Source organism: Streptomyces sp. NPDC014870 (assembly GCF_043081505.1).
In the GTDB taxonomy this organism is placed as follows: Bacteria; Actinomycetota; Actinomycetes; order Streptomycetales; family Streptomycetaceae; genus Streptomyces.
This window is the reverse complement of record NZ_JBIBWQ010000013.1, coordinates 310224-327177: the sequence shown is the minus strand read 5'-3', so window position 1 is coordinate 327177 and position 16954 is coordinate 310224. Positions and strand designations below refer to the sequence as shown.

Annotated in this window: 17 protein-coding genes; 8 read left to right on the top strand and 9 right to left on the bottom strand. The window is 71.8% G+C overall.

Annotation, left to right across the window (positions count from 1 at the left end; translation table 11 throughout):
• Nucleotides 1–162 precede the first annotated feature (162 nt).
• Entirely contained in the window at nt 163–1029 is an 867-nt protein-coding gene (locus ACF09C_RS33425; protein WP_392096928.1) for a helix-turn-helix domain-containing protein, read from the top strand.
• An 81-nt stretch (nt 1030–1110) separates the two neighbouring features.
• Here ACF09C_RS33425 and ACF09C_RS33420 read toward each other — a convergent pair whose 3' ends face one another.
• Together ACF09C_RS33420 and ACF09C_RS33415 are read right to left on the bottom strand one after the other, a co-directional pair.
• Nucleotides 1111–2379, bottom strand: coding sequence for an Ig-like domain-containing protein (locus ACF09C_RS33420; protein WP_392096926.1), 1269 nt, complete (start codon nt 2377–2379; stop codon nt 1111–1113).
• A 202-nt stretch (nt 2380–2581) separates the two neighbouring features.
• Nucleotides 2582–2929 carry a hypothetical protein gene (locus tag ACF09C_RS33415; protein WP_392096925.1) on the bottom strand — a complete coding sequence of 116 codons (348 nt, stop codon included), beginning with the start codon at nt 2927–2929 and terminating at the stop codon, nt 2582–2584.
• A 109-nt stretch (nt 2930–3038) separates the two neighbouring features.
• Between ACF09C_RS33415 and ACF09C_RS33410 the strand changes: the two genes are divergently transcribed.
• Nucleotides 3039–3302 (top strand): LAETG motif-containing sortase-dependent surface protein, encoded by a 264-nt coding sequence (locus ACF09C_RS33410; protein ID WP_362413788.1) that lies wholly within the window; start codon nt 3039–3041, stop codon nt 3300–3302.
• A gap of 111 nt (nt 3303–3413) precedes the next feature.
• Here the strand turns inward: ACF09C_RS33410 and hutH are convergent, their stop codons facing one another.
• From hutH to ACF09C_RS33385, 5 genes are all read right to left on the bottom strand, one after another.
• Nucleotides 3414–4955, bottom strand: a complete 1542-nt coding sequence (gene hutH / locus ACF09C_RS33405) for a histidine ammonia-lyase (protein ID WP_392096996.1) — start codon at nt 4953–4955, stop codon at nt 3414–3416.
• 93 nt (nt 4956–5048) lie between these two features.
• A complete protein-coding gene (locus tag ACF09C_RS33400) occupies nt 5049–6164 on the bottom strand; it encodes a diguanylate cyclase domain-containing protein (protein ID WP_392096924.1) in 1116 nt (371 codons plus the stop codon).
• Nucleotides 6165–6273: 109 nt separating this feature from the next.
• Nucleotides 6274–7062 (bottom strand): enoyl-CoA hydratase-related protein, encoded by a 789-nt coding sequence (locus ACF09C_RS33395; protein WP_362413778.1) that lies wholly within the window; start codon nt 7060–7062, stop codon nt 6274–6276.
• Nucleotides 7063–7100: 38 nt separating this feature from the next.
• The gene (locus ACF09C_RS33390) at nt 7101–8261 is read right to left on the bottom strand and encodes an adenylate/guanylate cyclase domain-containing protein (RefSeq protein WP_362413775.1); all 1161 of its coding nucleotides are present in this window, start codon (nt 8259–8261) and stop codon (nt 7101–7103) included.
• A gap of 220 nt (nt 8262–8481) precedes the next feature.
• Nucleotides 8482–9333, bottom strand: coding sequence for a biotin--[acetyl-CoA-carboxylase] ligase (locus ACF09C_RS33385; RefSeq protein ID WP_392096923.1), 852 nt, complete (start codon nt 9331–9333; stop codon nt 8482–8484).
• Nucleotides 9334–9466: 133 nt separating this feature from the next.
• Between ACF09C_RS33385 and ACF09C_RS33380 the strand changes: the two genes are divergently transcribed.
• Both ACF09C_RS33380 and ACF09C_RS33375 read left to right on the top strand, forming a co-directional pair.
• Nucleotides 9467–11059 carry an acyl-CoA carboxylase subunit beta gene (locus ACF09C_RS33380; protein WP_392096921.1) on the top strand — a complete coding sequence of 531 codons (1593 nt, stop codon included), beginning with the start codon at nt 9467–9469 and terminating at the stop codon, nt 11057–11059.
• Between the two features lie 28 nt (nt 11060–11087).
• Nucleotides 11088–11300, top strand: a complete 213-nt coding sequence (locus tag ACF09C_RS33375; RefSeq protein ID WP_392096919.1) for an acyl-CoA carboxylase epsilon subunit — start codon at nt 11088–11090, stop codon at nt 11298–11300.
• A gap of 144 nt (nt 11301–11444) precedes the next feature.
• On the opposite strand, the gene ACF09C_RS33370 is transcribed toward ACF09C_RS33375, so the two are convergent.
• Nucleotides 11445–12818 carry an MFS transporter gene (locus tag ACF09C_RS33370; protein ID WP_392096918.1) on the bottom strand — a complete coding sequence of 458 codons (1374 nt, stop codon included), beginning with the start codon at nt 12816–12818 and terminating at the stop codon, nt 11445–11447.
• A 69-nt stretch (nt 12819–12887) separates the two neighbouring features.
• On the opposite strand from ACF09C_RS33370, the gene ACF09C_RS33365 reads away from it, so the two are divergent.
• The 3 genes from ACF09C_RS33365 (at nt 12888) to ACF09C_RS33355 (ending at nt 14392) form a co-directional block, all read left to right on the top strand.
• Nucleotides 12888–13523, top strand: coding sequence for a TetR/AcrR family transcriptional regulator (locus ACF09C_RS33365; RefSeq protein ID WP_392096917.1), 636 nt, complete (start codon nt 12888–12890; stop codon nt 13521–13523).
• A gap of 75 nt (nt 13524–13598) precedes the next feature.
• Nucleotides 13599–13727: a morphogenic membrane protein MmpB gene (gene mmpB, locus ACF09C_RS33360; protein ID WP_361442946.1), complete on the top strand. Its 129-nt coding sequence runs from the start codon at nt 13599–13601 to the stop codon at nt 13725–13727.
• A 59-nt stretch (nt 13728–13786) separates the two neighbouring features.
• Nucleotides 13787–14392, top strand: coding sequence for a nucleoside triphosphate pyrophosphatase (locus ACF09C_RS33355; protein WP_362413762.1), 606 nt, complete (start codon nt 13787–13789; stop codon nt 14390–14392).
• 19 nt (nt 14393–14411) lie between these two features.
• Here the strand turns inward: ACF09C_RS33355 and ACF09C_RS33350 are convergent, their stop codons facing one another.
• The gene (locus tag ACF09C_RS33350) at nt 14412–14837 is read right to left on the bottom strand and encodes a hypothetical protein (protein ID WP_392096915.1); all 426 of its coding nucleotides are present in this window, start codon (nt 14835–14837) and stop codon (nt 14412–14414) included.
• 362 nt (nt 14838–15199) lie between these two features.
• Here ACF09C_RS33350 and ACF09C_RS33345 point away from each other — a divergent pair, with 362 nt between their 5' ends.
• The gene (locus ACF09C_RS33345; protein WP_392096914.1) at nt 15200–16954 is read left to right on the top strand and encodes an acetyl/propionyl/methylcrotonyl-CoA carboxylase subunit alpha; all 1755 of its coding nucleotides are present in this window, start codon (nt 15200–15202) and stop codon (nt 16952–16954) included.

Genomic DNA, 16954 nt, shown 5'->3' with positions numbered 1-16954 from the left:
TACGACCAGCGTGCCTACCACTGGCAGGGACAGGAACAGCCGGCCGTACGGGCGTCCGGCCTGGGATAATCGGGACGCATGGATCGCAGCATGGATCGCAGCATGGATCGCAGCATGGATCGCAGCATGGATCGCAGCATGGATGGCCGCACGGATCGCAGCATGGACCTCAGTGCCGAACTCAGCGAATTCCTGCGCTCGCGCCGGGCCCGGCTGAAGCCGGAGGACGTGGGCCTGCCGGACTTCGGCCGGCACCGCCGCGTACCGGGGCTGCGCCGGGAGGAGCTGGCGCAGCTGGCCGGGGTCTCCGTGGCGTACTACACCCGCCTCGAGCAGGGCAACGGACGCAACGTGTCCATGGAGGTGCTCGACTCGATCGCGCGGGCGCTGCGCCTGACCGACTCCGAGCGCGCCCATCTGACGCACCTGGCGAAGCCGACGGCCAAGAAGAAGCAGCACCGGGCCGCGATCGCCCGCCCCCAGCAGGTGCGTCCCGGCCTGCAGCACCTGCTCGACTCGATGGACGGCGTCCCGGCGTTCCTCGTGGGGCGCAGGCTGGACATCCTGGCCTGGAACCGGATGGCGCGGGCGCTGCTCGGCGACTTCGCGGCGATGGAGCCGGCCGAGCGCAACATGGCCCGGTTGGTCTTCCTCGGGCCCAACGCACGTGACCTGTACCAGGACTGGGAGTGCAAGGCGACCGAAGTGGTGAGCGTGCTGCGGCTGTACGCGGGCTGCTACCCGGACGATCCGGCGCTGCTGGCGCTGGTGGGCGAACTGTCGGTGCGCAGCGAGGAGTTCCGCACCCTGTGGGCGGCGCACACGGTCGCGGACAAGGGGCACGGCACCAAGCGGCTGCACCATCCGCTGGTGGGCGAGATGACGCTGGGGTACGAGAGCCTGAAGGTGGCGGGGGCGGACCCGGACCTGGTGCTCGTGACGTACCAGGCGGAGCCGGGGACCGCGTCGGCGGACGCGCTGCGGCTGCTCGCGCAGTGGGGCGTGGAGTCGCAGGACGCCGTGCGGTGACGGCAGCCGTACGGTGACGGAAACGGCGGCGGCCCCCTCCGCGAGGGAGGGGGCCGCCGTCGTCGTTCACGTACCCGGAGGTCAGACCGCCGAGCCGGCCTTCCAGGCCGACCAGCTCATGTTCCAGCCGTTGAGGCCGTTGTCCGGGGCGATCGTCTTGTCCTTGGAGTTCTTGACGATGACGACGTCGCCGACGATGGAGTTGTCGTAGAGCCAGGCGGCCATCTGGTTCGGGTCGCCGGCGCCCTTGACGTCGTTCAGGCCCACGCAGCCGTGGCTGGTGTTGGCGGAGCCGAAGATCGAGTCCGGACCCCAGTAGTTGCCATGGATGAACGTGCCCGAGGTGGACAGGCGCATGGCGTGCGGGACGTCCTTGATGTCGTACTCGCCCTTGCCGTCGTCGTCGGTGAAGCCGACGGTGGCGCCGTTCATCCGGGTCTCCTTGAACTTCTCGGAGATCACCATCTGACCGTTGTAGGTCGGGTTCTCCGGGGAGCCGGCGGAGATCGGGATGGTCTTGACCGTCTTGCCGTCCTGCTTGACCGTCATGGTCTTGGTGGCGACGTCGACGGTCGAGACCTGGTTGCGGCCGATCTTGAAGGTGACGGTCTTCTGCTGGACACCGAAGACGCCCTTGGCGCCCTCGACGCCGTCGAGGTTCAGCTTCAGCGTGACGGTCGAGCCCTCGGTCCAGTAGTCGTCGGGGCGGAAGTCGAGGCGCTGGGAGTTGAACCAGTGCCCGACGACCTCCTGGCCGCTGCTGGAGGTCACCTTGATGCCGCCCTGGACGGCGGCCTTGTCGGTGATGGCCTTGTTGAAGTTGATCGAGACCGGCATGCCCACGCCGACGGTGGAGCCGTCCTCGGGGGTGAAGTTGCCGATGAAGCTGTTGGCCTGCGAGACGGTGGTGAAGGAGGAGTTCTCGTGCGCCTCCAGGCCGTCCGCGTCCTTGGCGGTCGCCGAGAGCTTGTAGACGGTGGCGCGCTTGAGGGCGCCGGTGGGCTGCCAGCTCTTGCCGTCGGCGGCGATCTCGCCCTTGACGGCGGTGCCCTCGGCGGTGGTGAGCGTGACCTCGGTCAGCGTGCCGTCGGTGACGGAGACCTTGGCGTCGTTGTTGATCGAGGCGTTGGTGGCGCCGTTCTTCGGCGAGATGGATATCTGGGCCTTCGACGTCTTCTGCGCCGCGGCCTCGTCGACCTGAGCCTGTGACTGCTCCGACTTGGAGGGGTCGGCCGCGCCGCTCTTGTCCCCGTCGCTGCACGCCGAGAGCACCAATACGCCGCTGAGCACCGCGGCAGCCGCCGCCAGGCTCCTGCGGCGCTTGCTGTCCGTCATCACACGCTTCTCCATCGTCGCCGAATCCCTGCCCACACTCGTCTGAACATCCATGAGACCCTGCCCGGTTCCGCACGCGGCATGTTTGTGGGCAACGCCACTGATCAACACGTACGCGCGGAGCGTTCGGTTCCCGTAGAGGGCGAAGCCCCGGTCACAGGCCGAAGCCCCGGTACGGAAGGCCGCACCGGGGCTTGGAAGCGCTGTGGCGCCCCCGTCAGACCCGTTCCGTGTCTTCCTCGTCCTCGTCCACCTCATCTTCCTCGTCGAGGTCCCACTCCTGGGCGTCGGGGTCGTGGTCGACCTCCTCGCTGCTCCACGAGGCCTGCACGAGCTCGATCCCGGGGACCTCGCTGACCAGGTCGAACGGCTCGATGAGATAGGCCAGCGCCTCGGCGTTGTCCTCGCGTACGGCGGACCGGGCGTGCACCCGCTCCTCCTCCGGCATGAACTCGTCGGTGTCGATCCGGCCGACGGCCGCGCCGGTCAGCTCCTCGGAGTCGGTGATCTCCAGGACGACTTCCACCCGAAGCCGTACATAACGTGATGTCTCGGAAGTGCTCATACGACGGAGCGTAGGCCGCGGGGGCGCTCGACTTTCATCCGACCCGCTGTGTTCAATAGCATCAGCGGAACCCGCCAATTCGCTTTTTCCGCAAGGGGATCGAATCTCTGTGTCCGTCGCACGACGTCCGCTGCTGACCGCCACGACGGCCGGGGCGCTGCTCTTCGCTCTCTGGTTCGTCCCGTCCGCGAACGCGACCGACGAGGGCCGCGGCACCGCCGCGACCGGGCAGGAGAGCGCGGCCGACGGTCCGCGGCTGGCGGAGACGGGCGGCCCGGACACGACGCCGTACGTGATCGGCGGGACGGGCTTCCTCGCGGTGGGCGCCGGTTTCGTGGCGCTGGCGATGAGACGCGGGGGCCGCGCGCACTGAGGCGCGTACGCGCCTGGGCAGACGCTTCCTGCAGCAGACGCTTCCTGAGGCACACAAAGGGCCGCCACCCCGTTCCCGGGGCGGCGGCCCTTCGCCGTGCGGGCGCGTCCGCTACGCGAGCGGCCCGGTGACGGGCTCCACGGCGGCGACGAGCTTCCCCGCCCGCACGAAGGCGTCGGCGGCCTCCAGGTCGGGGGCGAGGAAGCGGTCGGGGCCCGGCCCCTCGACCCCGGCGGCGCGCAGGGCCTCGATGGCGGCCTGCGAGGCGGGGGCGGGGGTCAGACCGCGGCGCAGCTCGATGCCCCGGGTGGCGGCGTACAGCTCGACGGCGAGGACCCGGTTCAGGTTGCCGATCGCGGTGCGCAGCTTGCGGGCGGCGGACCAGCCCATGGAGACGTGGTCCTCCTGCATCGCGGAGGACGGGATGGAGTCGGCGGAGGCCGGTACGGCCAGCCGCTTCAACTCGCTGACCAGGGCGGCCTGGGTGTACTGGGCGATCATCAGGCCCGAGTCGACGCCGGCGTCGTCGGCGAGGAACGGCGGCAGACCGTGGCTGCGGTTCTTGTCGAGCAGCCGGTCGGTGCGGCGCTCGGCGATGGAGCCGAGGTCGGCGGCGGCGATCGCGAGGAAGTCGAGGACGTACGCGACGGGGGCGCCGTGGAAGTTGCCGTTGGACCGCACCTGCCCGTCCGCGAGGACCACGGGGTTGTCGACGGCGGAGGCGAGCTCGCGCTCGGCGACGGTACGGGCGTGCGCCATGGTGTCGCGTCCGGCGCCGGCGACCTGCGGGGCGCAGCGCACGGAGTACGCGTCCTGGACGCGCGGGGCCTCCTCCTCCTGGAAGTGGCCGGTGAGGCCGGAGCCCTTGAGGACGGCGAGCATGTTGGCGGCGGAGGCGCCCTGGCCCGGGTGGGGGCGGATGGCGTGCAGCTCGGGTTCGAGCACCTTCTCGGTGCCGAGCAGCGCCTCCAGGGAGAGCGCGGCGGTGACGTCGGCCGTCTTGTACAGGTTGTCGAGATCGGCGAGGGCCATGATCAGCATGCCGAGCATGCCGTCGGTCCCGTTGAGCAGCGCGAGCCCTTCCTTCTCGCGCAGCTCGACGGCCTGGATGCCCGCGGCGGCGAGCAGCTCACCGGCGGGCTTCACGACCCCGTCGGGCCCCTCCGCGTCCCCCTCGCCCATCAGGGTCAGGGCGCAGTGCGAGAGCGGCGCGAGGTCGCCGGAGCACCCGAGCGAGCCGTACTCGTGCACCACGGGCGTGATGCCCGCGTTGAGGATGTCGGCCATGGTCTGCGCGACCTCGGGCCGCACGCCGGTGCGCCCGGAGGCGACGGTCTTGAGCCGCAGGAACATCAGGGCCCGCACGACCTCCCGCTCGACGCGCGGCCCCATGCCGGCGGCGTGCGAGCGGACGATGTTGCGCTGGAGCTGCGCCCGCAGCTCGGGGCTGATGTGCCGGGTGGCGAGGGCCCCGAACCCGGTCGAGACGCCGTACACGGGCTCGGGCTTGGCGGCGAGCGCGTCGACGACGGCACGCGACTCGGCGAGCGCCTGCACGGCCTCGGGCGACAACTCGACACGCGCGCCACGACGGGCGACGTCGATGACGTCCTGGAAGGTGGTGCCGGACGTGCCGAGGACGACAGAGTGCATATCCATATTCAGCACCCTACGGACTGAAGACCAACCTGTCACTAGATGACGACGACCCGCTCATTCCGTCGGCAGCCCTGCCGAGGCCGCGCCCTACACCGGAGGTGCGTCGCGGAAGCGGCGGCGGTCTCTGGCGCCGGGTGGGGCGTCGGCCAGGCGGATGACCGCGCCGTCGCGGCCCGCGACCACCGGCTTCGCCGAGCGAGCCGCCTTCGCCTGGTACTGGGCCGCGTCCGCAAGGCGGAAGAGCCGGCGCGCGGACTTGAGGGGGCCGATCGGGTCGCCCGTCGACGCCACCCCGCACGCGACGCCCTCGCCGAGTTCCAGCTCCCCGGCCCGTACGCAGAGTTCGTCCGCGACCGCCACCACCTCGTCCGCCGTCGGGCCGACCGAGAGGAGGCAGAACTCGTCGCCGCCGAGGCGGGCCGCGAGGGCGCCCGGGAGCATCGCCCCGCACCGCGAGAGCACCGAGCCGAACCGTTCCAGCAGGCGGTCGCCGACCGCGTGGCCGTGGGTGTCGTTGACCCGCTTGAGGCCGTTCAGGTCGCAGACCACGAGACTCACCACGGAGCCGTCGACCCGGTAGCGCTCGATCGCCTCGTCGAGCCGGGTGTCCACCGCGCGGCGGTTCGCGAGGCCGGTCAGCGGGTCGGTGAAGGCCAGCTTCCGCACCTCCTCCAGGCGCTCCGCCTGGGCGATGCCCGCCGCCACCACGGCCGCGAGCACCGCCGCGAAGTCCGCGTCGTCGCGGTCGAAGACCGGCGCCCCGGCCGGCCGGGCCACGTACAGCTCGCCCCAGGCCCGGCCGTGCAGCACCACGGGCGCGACCACGCAGCAGCCGCGCCCCCGCCTCCGCAGCCCGGCGACGCGGCCGGTCGGGACGCGGTCGTCCGCGGTCTCCACCCAGGCGTCGGGCTCACCGCCACCGGCCCACTGCGCGTGCAGGAACTCGGTGATCTCGGGGAACTGGTGCACCGGGTACGTCTCCGCGTCGGGGAACTCCTCCTCCCCCACGGCCCGCTCGCCCGCGTTCACCAGGACCTTGAGCCGACCGAGGTCGCGCTCCCAGACCGAGAGTGCGGCGAACGTCCCGCCGAGCCCGTCGCGGGCGCCCAGCGCCGCGGCCCGCCAGAACTCGCGCGGGGTGTGCGCCGCCGCCATCGCCTGCGCCAGCGCCACTACGGCCCGCAGCCGAACGTCCTCTCCCATTCGTCCAGTTTAGGGATGTTTCGCCCCTTTTTACGCGTGGAGCATCACGGAACGTAACAATCCTGGTGGAATCGGCATATTCTCAGCTGATTCTCAGCAGCGTCGAGGCTCAGACCCCCGGCCACTGCGGCTTCCGCTTCTCGTTGAACGCCGCCACGCCCTCCGCCCGGTCACCCGAGAAGGCCACCGCGCGCCACGCCGCGTCCTCGACCTCCAGGCCCGCCCTCAGGTCCAGGCCCTGCCCGAGCCGCAGCGCGCGCTTCGAGGCGCGCAGGCCGACCGGCGAGTTCGCCGCCATCCGCCCGGCCAGCTCCAGCGCGGCCGTACGGGCGTCCTCCGCGAGCACGTCGACGAGCCCGAGCTCGCGCGCCTCGGCCGCCTCCACCCGGCGCGCCGTGAAGACCAGCTCGGCCGCGCGCGCCGCACCCACCCGGCGCGGCAGCAGCTGCGTACCGCCGCCGCCCGGGATCACGCCCACCGACACCTCGGGCAGCCCGACCACGGCCGTCGCGTCGGCCACGATCACGTCGCAGGCGAGCGCCAGCTCGTAGCCGCCGCCGAGCGCGAAGCCGTGGACGGCGGCGACGGTCGGCATCGGCAGGTCGAGCACGCCGCCGTACGCACCGCGCGAGACGGGACGCTGCTGGACCATCTCGGCGTCCGTGAAGGAGTTGCGCTCCTTGAGGTCGGCGCCGACACAGAAGGCCCGGTCGTTCGAGGACGTCAGCACCGTCACCCGTACCGAGTCGTCCGCCGCGAGCGCCGCGCAGGCCGCGCTGATCGAGCGGGCCATCTCCAGGGAGACCGCGTTCATGGCCTTGGGCCGGTCGAGGACCAGCTCGGCCACGTGCTCGTGCCGACGGACCGCGACGAACTCACCGAAACGCTGCTCGGACATGGCTGGACCCTCCCGGTTAACGACTGTTCACCGGGATCCTAGGTCGGGCGACGGGTGAGGTGCCAGGGCTCCACGACGCCGAGACCGCGCACGGGCCGCTGCCACATCGGCTGGAGCGCGAAGCGGTACGTCGGCGCCTGCTCTCCCTCCTTCTCGGCGCGGGCCGCCTCCTCGGCCGCCTGCGTCTCGGAGACGGGCGCCTCGGCCGTACGGGTCAGCTCCTCCGCGAGCGCCCCGTCGACCAGGACGGTGTCCTTGGGCGCTATCGAGGTGAGCCGGCTCGCCAGGTTCACCGTCGTGCCGAAGACGTCGCCCATCCGGGTCGTCACCGTGCCGAAGGCGATGCCGACGCGCAGCGCGGGCATCGTGTCGTCCTGGCTGAGCGTCTCGATCAGGCGCAGCGCGATCTCGGCGGCGGTGCCCGCGTCGTCGGCGGCGTACAGCACCTCGTCCCCGAGGGTCTTGATGAGCCGGCCGCCGTGCGCGGCGACGAGGTCGGCGCAGGTGGTCTCGAAGGCCTCGACCAGCTCGCCGAGCTCCTCCTCCTCCAGGCGGCGGGTCAGCCGGGTGAAGCCGACGAGGTCGGCGAAGCCGACGGCGAGCCGCCGGTCGACCATCTCCTCGTCGTCGGCGGCCTGCACGAGGACGCGGCCGGTGGCGGCGGCGAGCTGGCGCCGCCAGACGTAGATCAGAAACTCCTCCAGCTCGGGCAGGAGCAGCTCGACCAGGGGGTACGTGACCTCGGTACGGGTCATCCCGGGCTCGGGGGGCTCGGTGAGGCCCTCCAGGAACGAGTCGATCTGCCACTCGGCGAGCCGGGCGGTCGTCTGGCCCGTGGACCGGGCGACCTGGACGGCCATGGGCTCGCTGAGCAGCCCCGCCTCGACGAGACCGGCGAGCCGGCGCAGGGCGAGGACGTCGGCCTCGGTGAGCGCCTTGGCCTGACCGATGTCGGCGAAGCCCATGGCGCGCCAGAAGCGGGAGGCGAGCTCCATGGAGACGCCGGCCGTGCGGGCGGCCTGGAAGGGGGTGTAGCGGCGGTCCGCGCCGAGGATGAGCTGTTCGAGGCGGATGGCGAGGGGGTCGTCGGTCGGCTCGGCCGTGTGGTCGACGTGGTGGTGCGGCGTGGGGTACGCCGACGGCTCCGCCTCAGGCGGTGGCTCCGCCTCACCGCCGTTGCGCGCGTCGTCGACGGTCACCGGCCGCCTCCTGCCGTTTCCCTGCCCACTGCCCTGCCGATCTGTCGCCCTGGATCGCGCTCCACGATACGACAGGTGTGTGCCAGCTCACGCCGTTCCGCGCGTGCGAACGTCGCACGTCCCGCCCGGCCCAGCCCCGCGCCGCCCAGCCCCGCCCCGCACACGGCGGCACCGGGGAGCCGAGGCCCCGACGAGCCGCGGCCCCCGGGAGGGCCCGCCGTCAGCCCGTGGCGCGGACGTGGACGATGTCGCCCGCCGCGACCGCCTCGGTGCCGCCGCCCTCCGTCGCCACCACCAGGCGCCCGTCGCCGTCCACGGCGACCGCCTCGCCCTCCAGCATCCGCTCGCCCGGCAGGTCGGCCCTGATGTGCCGGCCGAGGGTCGAGCAGCCCGCCTCGTACGCCTCCTGGAGGCCGGAGGCCACCGGGTCGCCGTCGGCCCGGGTCCAGCGCCCGTACCAGTGCTCCATCGACCGCAGGACGGAGCGCAGCAGCGTGTCCCGGTCCGTGGAGATCGCGTCGGCGAGGAGCAGCGAGCCGGCGGCCGGCACCGGCAGCTCCTCCGCCTTCAGGGTGACGTTGACCCCGATGCCGACGACGACCCCGTCCGCGCCCGCCCGCTCGGCGAGGATCCCGCCGGCCTTCCGCTCCTCGCCCCCGACGGAAACCAGCAGGTCGTTCGGCCACTTGAGGGAAAGGTCGACGCCCGCGGACTTCGCGAGCCCGGTCGCCGCCGCGACGCCGGTCAGGAGCGGGAGCCAGCCCCAGCGGTGCACGGGCACGTCCGGCTTGAGCAGCACGGACAGGCAGATCCCGGCCCGCGGCGGCGAGACCCAGTCGCGGTCGAGGCGGCCGCGCCCCGAGGTCTGCTCCTCGGCGACGAGCACGGCCCCCTCGGGCAGCTCGTCGGCGCGTGCGGCGAGGTCGGAGTTGGTGGAGCCGGTCGTGGTGACCAGGTCGAGCGAGGTCCAGAGCCCGTCGGGGAGGACGAGCGCACGGCGCAGCGCGGCGGCGTTGAGCGGGGGTCGGTCCAGGTCGGACCACCGCGCTCCTGAGGCATCGGAGGACGTCATGCAAGCCAGACTAGGTGTGGCAAAGACCGCAGTGCCGAACCGTATCGCCGTCGATACGCTACGGGTCAGTAGCCGGGCAGTAGCCCATTCGTAGCAGACGAACCCCCGTGACCAGGCAGGGAGCCGCATCCCGATGTCCGAGTCGGTAGAGCCGCAAGAGATCGACATTCACACGACCGCTGGCAAGATCGCGGACCTTCAGCGCCGGATCGACGAGGCCACCCACGCCGGTTCCGAGCGCGCGGTGGAGAAGCAGCACGCGAAGGGCAAGCTGACCGCCCGGGAGCGGATCGCACTCCTGCTCGACGAAGGCTCGTTCGTGGAGCTGGACGAGCTGGCCCGGCACCGGTCGACCAACTTCGGCCTGGAGAAGACCCGCCCGTACGGCGACGGTGTCGTCACCGGCTACGGCACGGTCGACGGCCGTCCGGTCGCCGTCTTCTCGCAGGACTTCACGGTCTTCGGCGGGGCGCTCGGCGAGGTCTTCGGCCAGAAGATCATGAAGGTGATGGACTTCGCGCTGAAGACCGGCTGCCCGGTGGTCGGGATCAACGACTCGGGCGGCGCGCGGATCCAGGAGGGCGTCATGGCCCTCGGCATGTACGGCGAGATCTTCCGCCGCAACACCCATGCCTCGGGCGTGATTCCGCAGATCTCGCTGGTCGTCGGCCCGTGCGCGGGTGGCGCGGTCTACTCTCCCGCGATCACCGACTTCACCGTCATGGTCGACCAGACCTCGCACATGTTCATCACGGGCCCGGACGTCATCAAGACCGTCACCGGTGAGGACGTCGGCTTCGAGGAGCTGGGCGGCGCGCGCACGCACAACACCACGTCCGGTGTGGCGCATCACATGGCCGGCGACGAGAAGGACGCGATCGAGTACGTCAAGTCGCTGCTCTCGTACCTGCCGTCGAACAACCTCTCCGAGCCGCCGGCCTTCCCCGAGGTCGCCGAGACGGAGGCGACGGACGAGGACCGCGAGCTGGACGTCCTGATCCCGGACTCCGCGAACCAGCCGTACGACATGCACACCGTCATCGAACACGTCGTCGACGACGGCGAGTTCCTGGAGACGCAGGCGCTGTTCGCGCCGAACATCCTCACCGGCTTCGGCCGCGTGGAGGGCTTCCCGGTCGGCATCGTCGCCAACCAGCCGATGCAGTTCGCCGGTTGCCTGGACATCAACGCCTCCGAGAAGGCCGCGCGCTTCGTCCGCACCTGCGACGCCTTCAACATCCCGGTCATCACCTTCGTCGACGTGCCGGGCTTCCTGCCGGGCGTGGACCAGGAGTACGGCGGCATCATCCGGCGCGGCGCCAAGCTGATCTACGCGTACGCCGAGGCGACCGTCCCGCTGATCACCGTCATCACCCGCAAGGCCTTCGGCGGCGCCTACGACGTCATGGGCTCCAAGCACCTGGGCGCCGACCTCAACCTGGCCTGGCCGACGGCCCAGATCGCGGTCATGGGCGCGCAGGGCGCGGTGAACATCCTGCACCGGCGCACCATCGCCGCCGCCGAGGACCAGGAGGCGGAGCGGGCGCGGCTGATCCAGGAGTACGAGGACACCCTGCTCAACCCGTACACGGCGGCCGAGCGCGGCTACATCGACGGCGTCATCCTGCCGTCGGACACCCGCCCGCAGATCGTGAAGGGCCTGCGTCAGCTGCGGACGAAGCGGGAATCCCTCCCTCCGAAGAAGCACGGCAACATCCCCCTCTAGGCCTCAGTCAGGGAGACAGGGAGTCGACATGATCAAGGTCGTACGAGGTAACCCGACCCCGGAGGAGCTGGCCGCCGCACTGGCGGTGGTCCAGGCCCGGGCCGCGGCGACGGCGGCGGCCGCTGCCGGTGGCGGCGGCCCGGAGGCCCCGGAGGGCTGGTCGGACCCGGCCCGTATCGCCCGTTCGGTACGGGCCCGGCCGGGACCGCGCTCGTGGGCGCGCTCCTACTGGCCGGTGTAACCGCGCGAAGACGCCGAAGGCCGGACCCCTTGCGTGGGGTCCGGCCTTTCGCGTGCCCGGCCTTTCGCGCGTCCGGCCTTTCGCGTGCCCGGCCTTTCGCGCGTCCGGCCTTCGGCTCGTCCGGCCTTTGGCTCGTCCGCAGGGTCACGCCCTGCGGAGGAAGATCCCGGCCAGGACCGCGCCCACGACCACGATCGCCGCGTTGACGAGGACCGCGAGGCCGATGCCGTCGAAGACCGTGGCGGAGGTGACGACGACGGCGCTCATGATCGGTGTGCCCATGGTGATGCCGATCTGCTGGGTCATGGTGGCGAGGCCGGTCGCCATGCCCTGCTCGGAGTCGGGCAGCCCGGAGGTGGCGGTGACCATGAAGCCGACGATGGCGACCATGTTGCCGACGCCGCCGACGAAGGTGCCGGCGAGCAGCAGCCACAGCCAGCTCCGGTCGTCGCCGAGGGCGTAGAGCGAGACCGTGGCGGCGGCCTGCAGCAGTCCGCCCGCGACGAGGGCGGTCCGGGCCCCGTACCGGCCGATGAAGCGCGGTGCGAGGACGCCGCCGATGACCGTGCCCGCGCCGAGCACGCCGAAGGACAGGCCGGCGGCGAGCGGCGAGAAGCCGAGGACGTCCTGGAGGTGGAGCGTCATCAGGAAGACCAGCGAGGTCTCGGTGACGAAGGCGACGAGCCCGGCGAGGTTCCCCCAGATCACGGTGGGACGGGTGAGGATCCGTACCGGTACGAGGGGTGAGGCGGCGCGGCGCTCCACGAACCAGAAGGCGACGAGCAGGGCGATGCCGACGGGCACGGCCAGGGGCTCGGTGGTGAGGCCGTAGACGAGGGCGAGGAGGCCGCCGGTGACGGTGATCGCGCCGGGGACGTCGAGGCGCGGGCGGACGGCCGGGCGGCTCTCCTTGAGCACGGCGGGCGCGACGAGCAGGACGGCGAGGGCGACGGGCACGTTGATGAAGAACGCCCAGCGCCAGGAGAGCAGCTCGGTCAGGACGCCGCCGAGGATCGCGCCCGTGGTGAACCCGGCCGACATCAGCGCGCCGTTGAGGCCGAGCGCCTTGGCGCGCAGGGGGCCCTCGGGGAAGGAGGACGTGAGCAGCGAGAGCCCGGCGGGCGTGACGGCGGCGGTGGCGAGGCCCTGGGCGACGCGGGCGGCCATCAGCAGGGCGGGGTCGGTGGCGAGGCCGCCGGCGAGGGAGGAGATCCCGAGGAGGGCCATGCCGCCGAGGAAGAGGCGGCGGCGCCCGACGAGGTCGGCGACGCGCCCGAAGAGGAGGGTGAATCCTGCGGCGGCGAGCGCGAAGGCGGTGGCGATCCACTGGAGGTTCGCCAGCGAGAAGCCGAGTCCTTCGCCTATGACGGGCAGCGCGACGTTCAGGATCGAGAAGTCGACGGCCAGCATGAACTGGGCGACGAGGAGGACGAGGAGGACGAGCCGCATCCGTCCGTCCATACGGGCGGCGGGCCGGCTACCGGCCTGCGACTGTGACCGGACATCGGTGGCAACCATCGGCGGACCCCTTAATGGGAATCTGATTCCGTTAAGATGTCCCGTACCGTAGCAGACTCGAAGGCGTTAATGGAACAGGAGACCCGTTTGAGTGAGAGCCAGCCGGCCGTGCCCGGCACCGTGCGTCCCGGAGGCCGTACCGCGAAGGTGCGCCGGGCCGTCCTCGAAGCGACGGAGGACGCCCTGGCCGCCACGGGCTTCCACGGGCTGAACATGGACCACGTCGCCGCGAGCGCGGGCGTGGGCAAGACGACCGTCTACCGGCGCTGGGGCTCCCCCGTCGGCCTCGTCGCCGACCTGCTGCGCGACATGGCCGAGCGGTCCCTGCCGGCCTCCGACACCGGGAGCCTCGCGGGCGACCTGCGCGCCAACGCCGCGCTCGTCGTCCGGACCCTCACCGACCCCCGGATGGGCGGCGTCTTCCGCGCGGTCATCGCGGCCGCGGCCTGCGACGAGGAGTGCGCGGAGGCGCTCAACGGCTTCTACCGCGCCCGCCTCGACGAGTGGGCCCCGGTGGTGAAGCGCGGCGCGGCGCGCGGCGAGATCCCGCCCGAGACGGACGGACTGGAGCTGCTGCGCGCCGTCTCCGCCCCGCTCTACTACCGCTTCATGATCACCCGCGAGCCGCTCGGCCCCGCGGACGGCGAGCGGGCCGCCCGCGCGGCGCTGACCTCGGCGGAGGCCGGGGTGTTCACCTCGCCGTAACTAGTCCTTCGGCACCGGGGCGCCTGAGTACGGGTACTCAGGCGCCCCGGCCGTCGCACGAGCAGGATCGGACGCATGCTGTGGTCCGACCCCGAGAACGAGCCGCCCAAGGAGATGCGCGACATGCAGGCGATGCTGCGTCGCGCGTCGATCCTGCTGGCCCTGGCGATGGTGGTGGCGATGTTCGTGGTCGGCGTGCACTGAGGTCGCGGCCACCGGCCATCGGGACACCCGGGAGCCCCCGTACTGGCTAGGCTTCCCCCATGACTCCTGATCGCCGCCGTGTCGTGCTCGCCTCCGCCTCGCCCGCCCGTCTCGGACTGCTGCGGCAGGCCGGACTCGCTCCCGAGGTCATCGTGAGCGGCGTCGACGAGGACAAGGTCCACGCGCCGACGCCCGCCGAACTCGCCCTCGCGCTCGCCGAGGCGAAGGCCGCCCATGTGGCCGCCCGCCCCGAGGTCTTCGGCGCCCTGGTCATCGGCTGCGACTCGGTCCTCGAACTCGACGGGCAGGCCCTCGGCAAGCCCGCCGACGCCGAGGAGGCGACCGCCCGCTGGAAGGCGATGCGGGGCAGGGTCGGCATCCTCCAGACGGGGCACTGCGTCTACGACACGGCCGCCAAGCGCTACGAGTCGGCGACCGCCTCGACCGTGGTCCGCTTCGGCGAGCCGACCGACGCCGAGGTCGCCGCGTACGTGGCGAGCGGCGAACCGCTGCACGTGGCGGGCGCGTTCACCCTGGACGGCCGTTCGGCCCCGTTCATCGACGGCATCGACGGCGACCCGGGCAATGTGATCGGCCTGTCCCTGCCGCTGCTGCGCAGGCTCCTGGGCAAGCTCGGGGTCTCCATCACCGACCTCTGGCACTGACGGCCGCCGCCAAGGGCTCCTACGCGGGCGCCGGCGCGCCTTCGGGGGTTTCGGCACCCTTGCCGTACGCCACGAGCGTCAGCACGATCAGGCCGAGCACCACGGTCATGAACGCGAAGGCGCCCCAGCCGATCAGACCGACCGTGACCGCGCCCAGCAGCCCGTGCACGACGGCGCAGCCGACGAGCAGGGCCCGCCCCGCACGGCCGGGGCGCCGGTCACGAATGCCGGCGACCAGCGCGACGGTGGCGCAGAGCGCGAGCAGCAGCCCGGAGACGATGCCCAGCACCCAGGTCCCGGTGACCATGTGGTCCGGGTCGAGCCCGTCCAGGGACATCGACTGGGCCTCGACGAACCGTGCCATGACCGCGTTCAGCGCCACGATTCCCGGTGCCTCCAGGAACAGCACCCCCGCCGTCACGAGCGCTATCGGTCTGCGGGCCACCTCGGCCACCCCCTGTGTACGGCTGTTACCGACAGTACGAACGACTGCGCGAAGGCTACTGCCGGGTAAACCCGTGGACAAGGGTCGGCGACGGACTGTTCCCGGGCAAAGAATCATTGCGCCATTAGTAGGGACTCCACAAAGAAACCTGATCGGCGACTGGTCGCCCGAACAGAGACCTGCGCCACACCTCGGAGCTACTGTGCCGTAGAGGAGTCCTGCGTACCGTGGTACGGCAAGGGATTTCATGACCCCGAACGCCTCGTATCACGCTCCGTGTGGGCAAGCTCACCACTGGGAATGGGTCGATAGGCCGTGTCGGTAGTCCCTAAACTCAGCTTGTTTTCAAGGAGGGAGCCATCGTGCGCAAGGTGCTCATCGCCAACCGTGGCGAAATCGCAGTCCGTGTGGCCCGGGCGTGCCGGGACGCGGGGATCGCGAGTGTGGCCGTCTACGCCGAGCCGGACCGGGACGCTCTGCACGTCCGCGCGGCCGACGAGGCGTTCGCCCTGGGCGGTGACACCCCGGCCGCCAGCTATCTGGACATGGCCAAGGTGCTCGCGGCCGCCAAGGACTCCGGGGCGGACGCGATCCACCCCGGGTACGGCTTCCTCTCCGAGAACGCCGACTTCGCGCAGGCGGTCCTGGACGCGGGTCTGACCTGGATCGGCCCGCCGCCGCAGGCGATCCGGGACCTCGGTGACAAGGTCGCCGCCCGGCACATCGCCCAGCGCGCCGGCGCCCCGCTGGTGGCCGGCACGCCCGACCCGGTCTCCGGCGCGGACGAGGTCGTCGCCTTCGCCCAGGAGCACGGGCTGCCGATCGCGATCAAGGCCGCCTTCGGCGGCGGCGGCCGCGGTCTGAAGGTCGCCCGCACCCTCGAAGAGGTGCCCGAGCTGTACGACTCCGCCGTCCGCGAGGCCGTCGCCGCCTTCGGCCGCGGCGAGTGCTTCGTCGAGCGCTACCTCGACAAGCCCCGCCATGTCGAGACCCAGTGCCTGGCCGATACCCACGGCAACGTCGTCGTCGTCTCCACCCGCGACTGCTCCCTGCAGCGCCGCCACCAGAAGCTGGTCGAGGAGGCGCCGGCCCCCTTCCTGACCGACGCGCAGAACGAGCAGCTCTACGCCGCGTCGAAGGCCATCCTGAAGGAGGCCGGCTACGTCGGCGCCGGCACGGTGGAGTTCCTCGTCGGCATGGACGGCACGATCTCCTTCCTCGAGGTCAACACCCGCCTCCAGGTCGAACACCCGGTCACCGAAGAGGTCACCGGCATCGACCTCGTACGGGAGATGTTCCGGATCGCCGACGGCGAGGAACTCGGCTACGACGACCCCGCCATGCGCGGCCACTCCTTCGAGTTCCGCATCAACGGCGAGGACCCGGGCCGCAACTTCCTCCCCGCCCCCGGCACCGTCACCACCTTCGCCCCGCCCTCCGGCCCCGGCGTCCGCCTCGACGCCGGCGTCGAGTCCGGCTCGGTCATCGGCCCCGCCTGGGACTCCCTGCTCGCCAAGCTGATCGTCACCGGCGCCACCCGCGAGCAGGCCCTGCAGCGCGCCGCCCGCGCGCTCGCCGAGTTCAAGGTCGAGGGCATGGCCACCGCCATCCCCTTCCACCAGGCCGTCGTCACCGACCCCGCCTTCACCGCCGACCCGTTCACGGTCCACACCCGCTGGATCGAGACCGAGTTCGACAACCAGATCAAGCCCTTCGCCCCCGCCGGTGCCGACACCGACGAGGACGAGACCGGCCGCGAGACCATCGTCGTCGAGGTCGGCGGCAAGCGCCTCGAAGTCTCCCTGCCCTCCTCCCTCGGCATGACCCTGGCCCGCACCGGCCTCGCCGCCGGCGCCAAGCCCAAGCGCCGCGCCGCGAAGAAGTCCGGGCCGACGGCCTCCGGCGACACCCTCGCCTCCCCGATGCAGGGCACCATCGTCAAGGTGGCCGTCGAGGAGGGCCAGGAGGTCAAGGAAGGCGACCTGATCGTCGTCCTGGAGGCCATGAAGATGGAGCAGCCGCTCAACGCGCACCGCTCCGGCACCGTCAAGGGCCTCTCCGCGGAGGTCGGCGCCTCCATCACCTCGGGCGCGGCAATCTGCGAGATCAAGGACTGA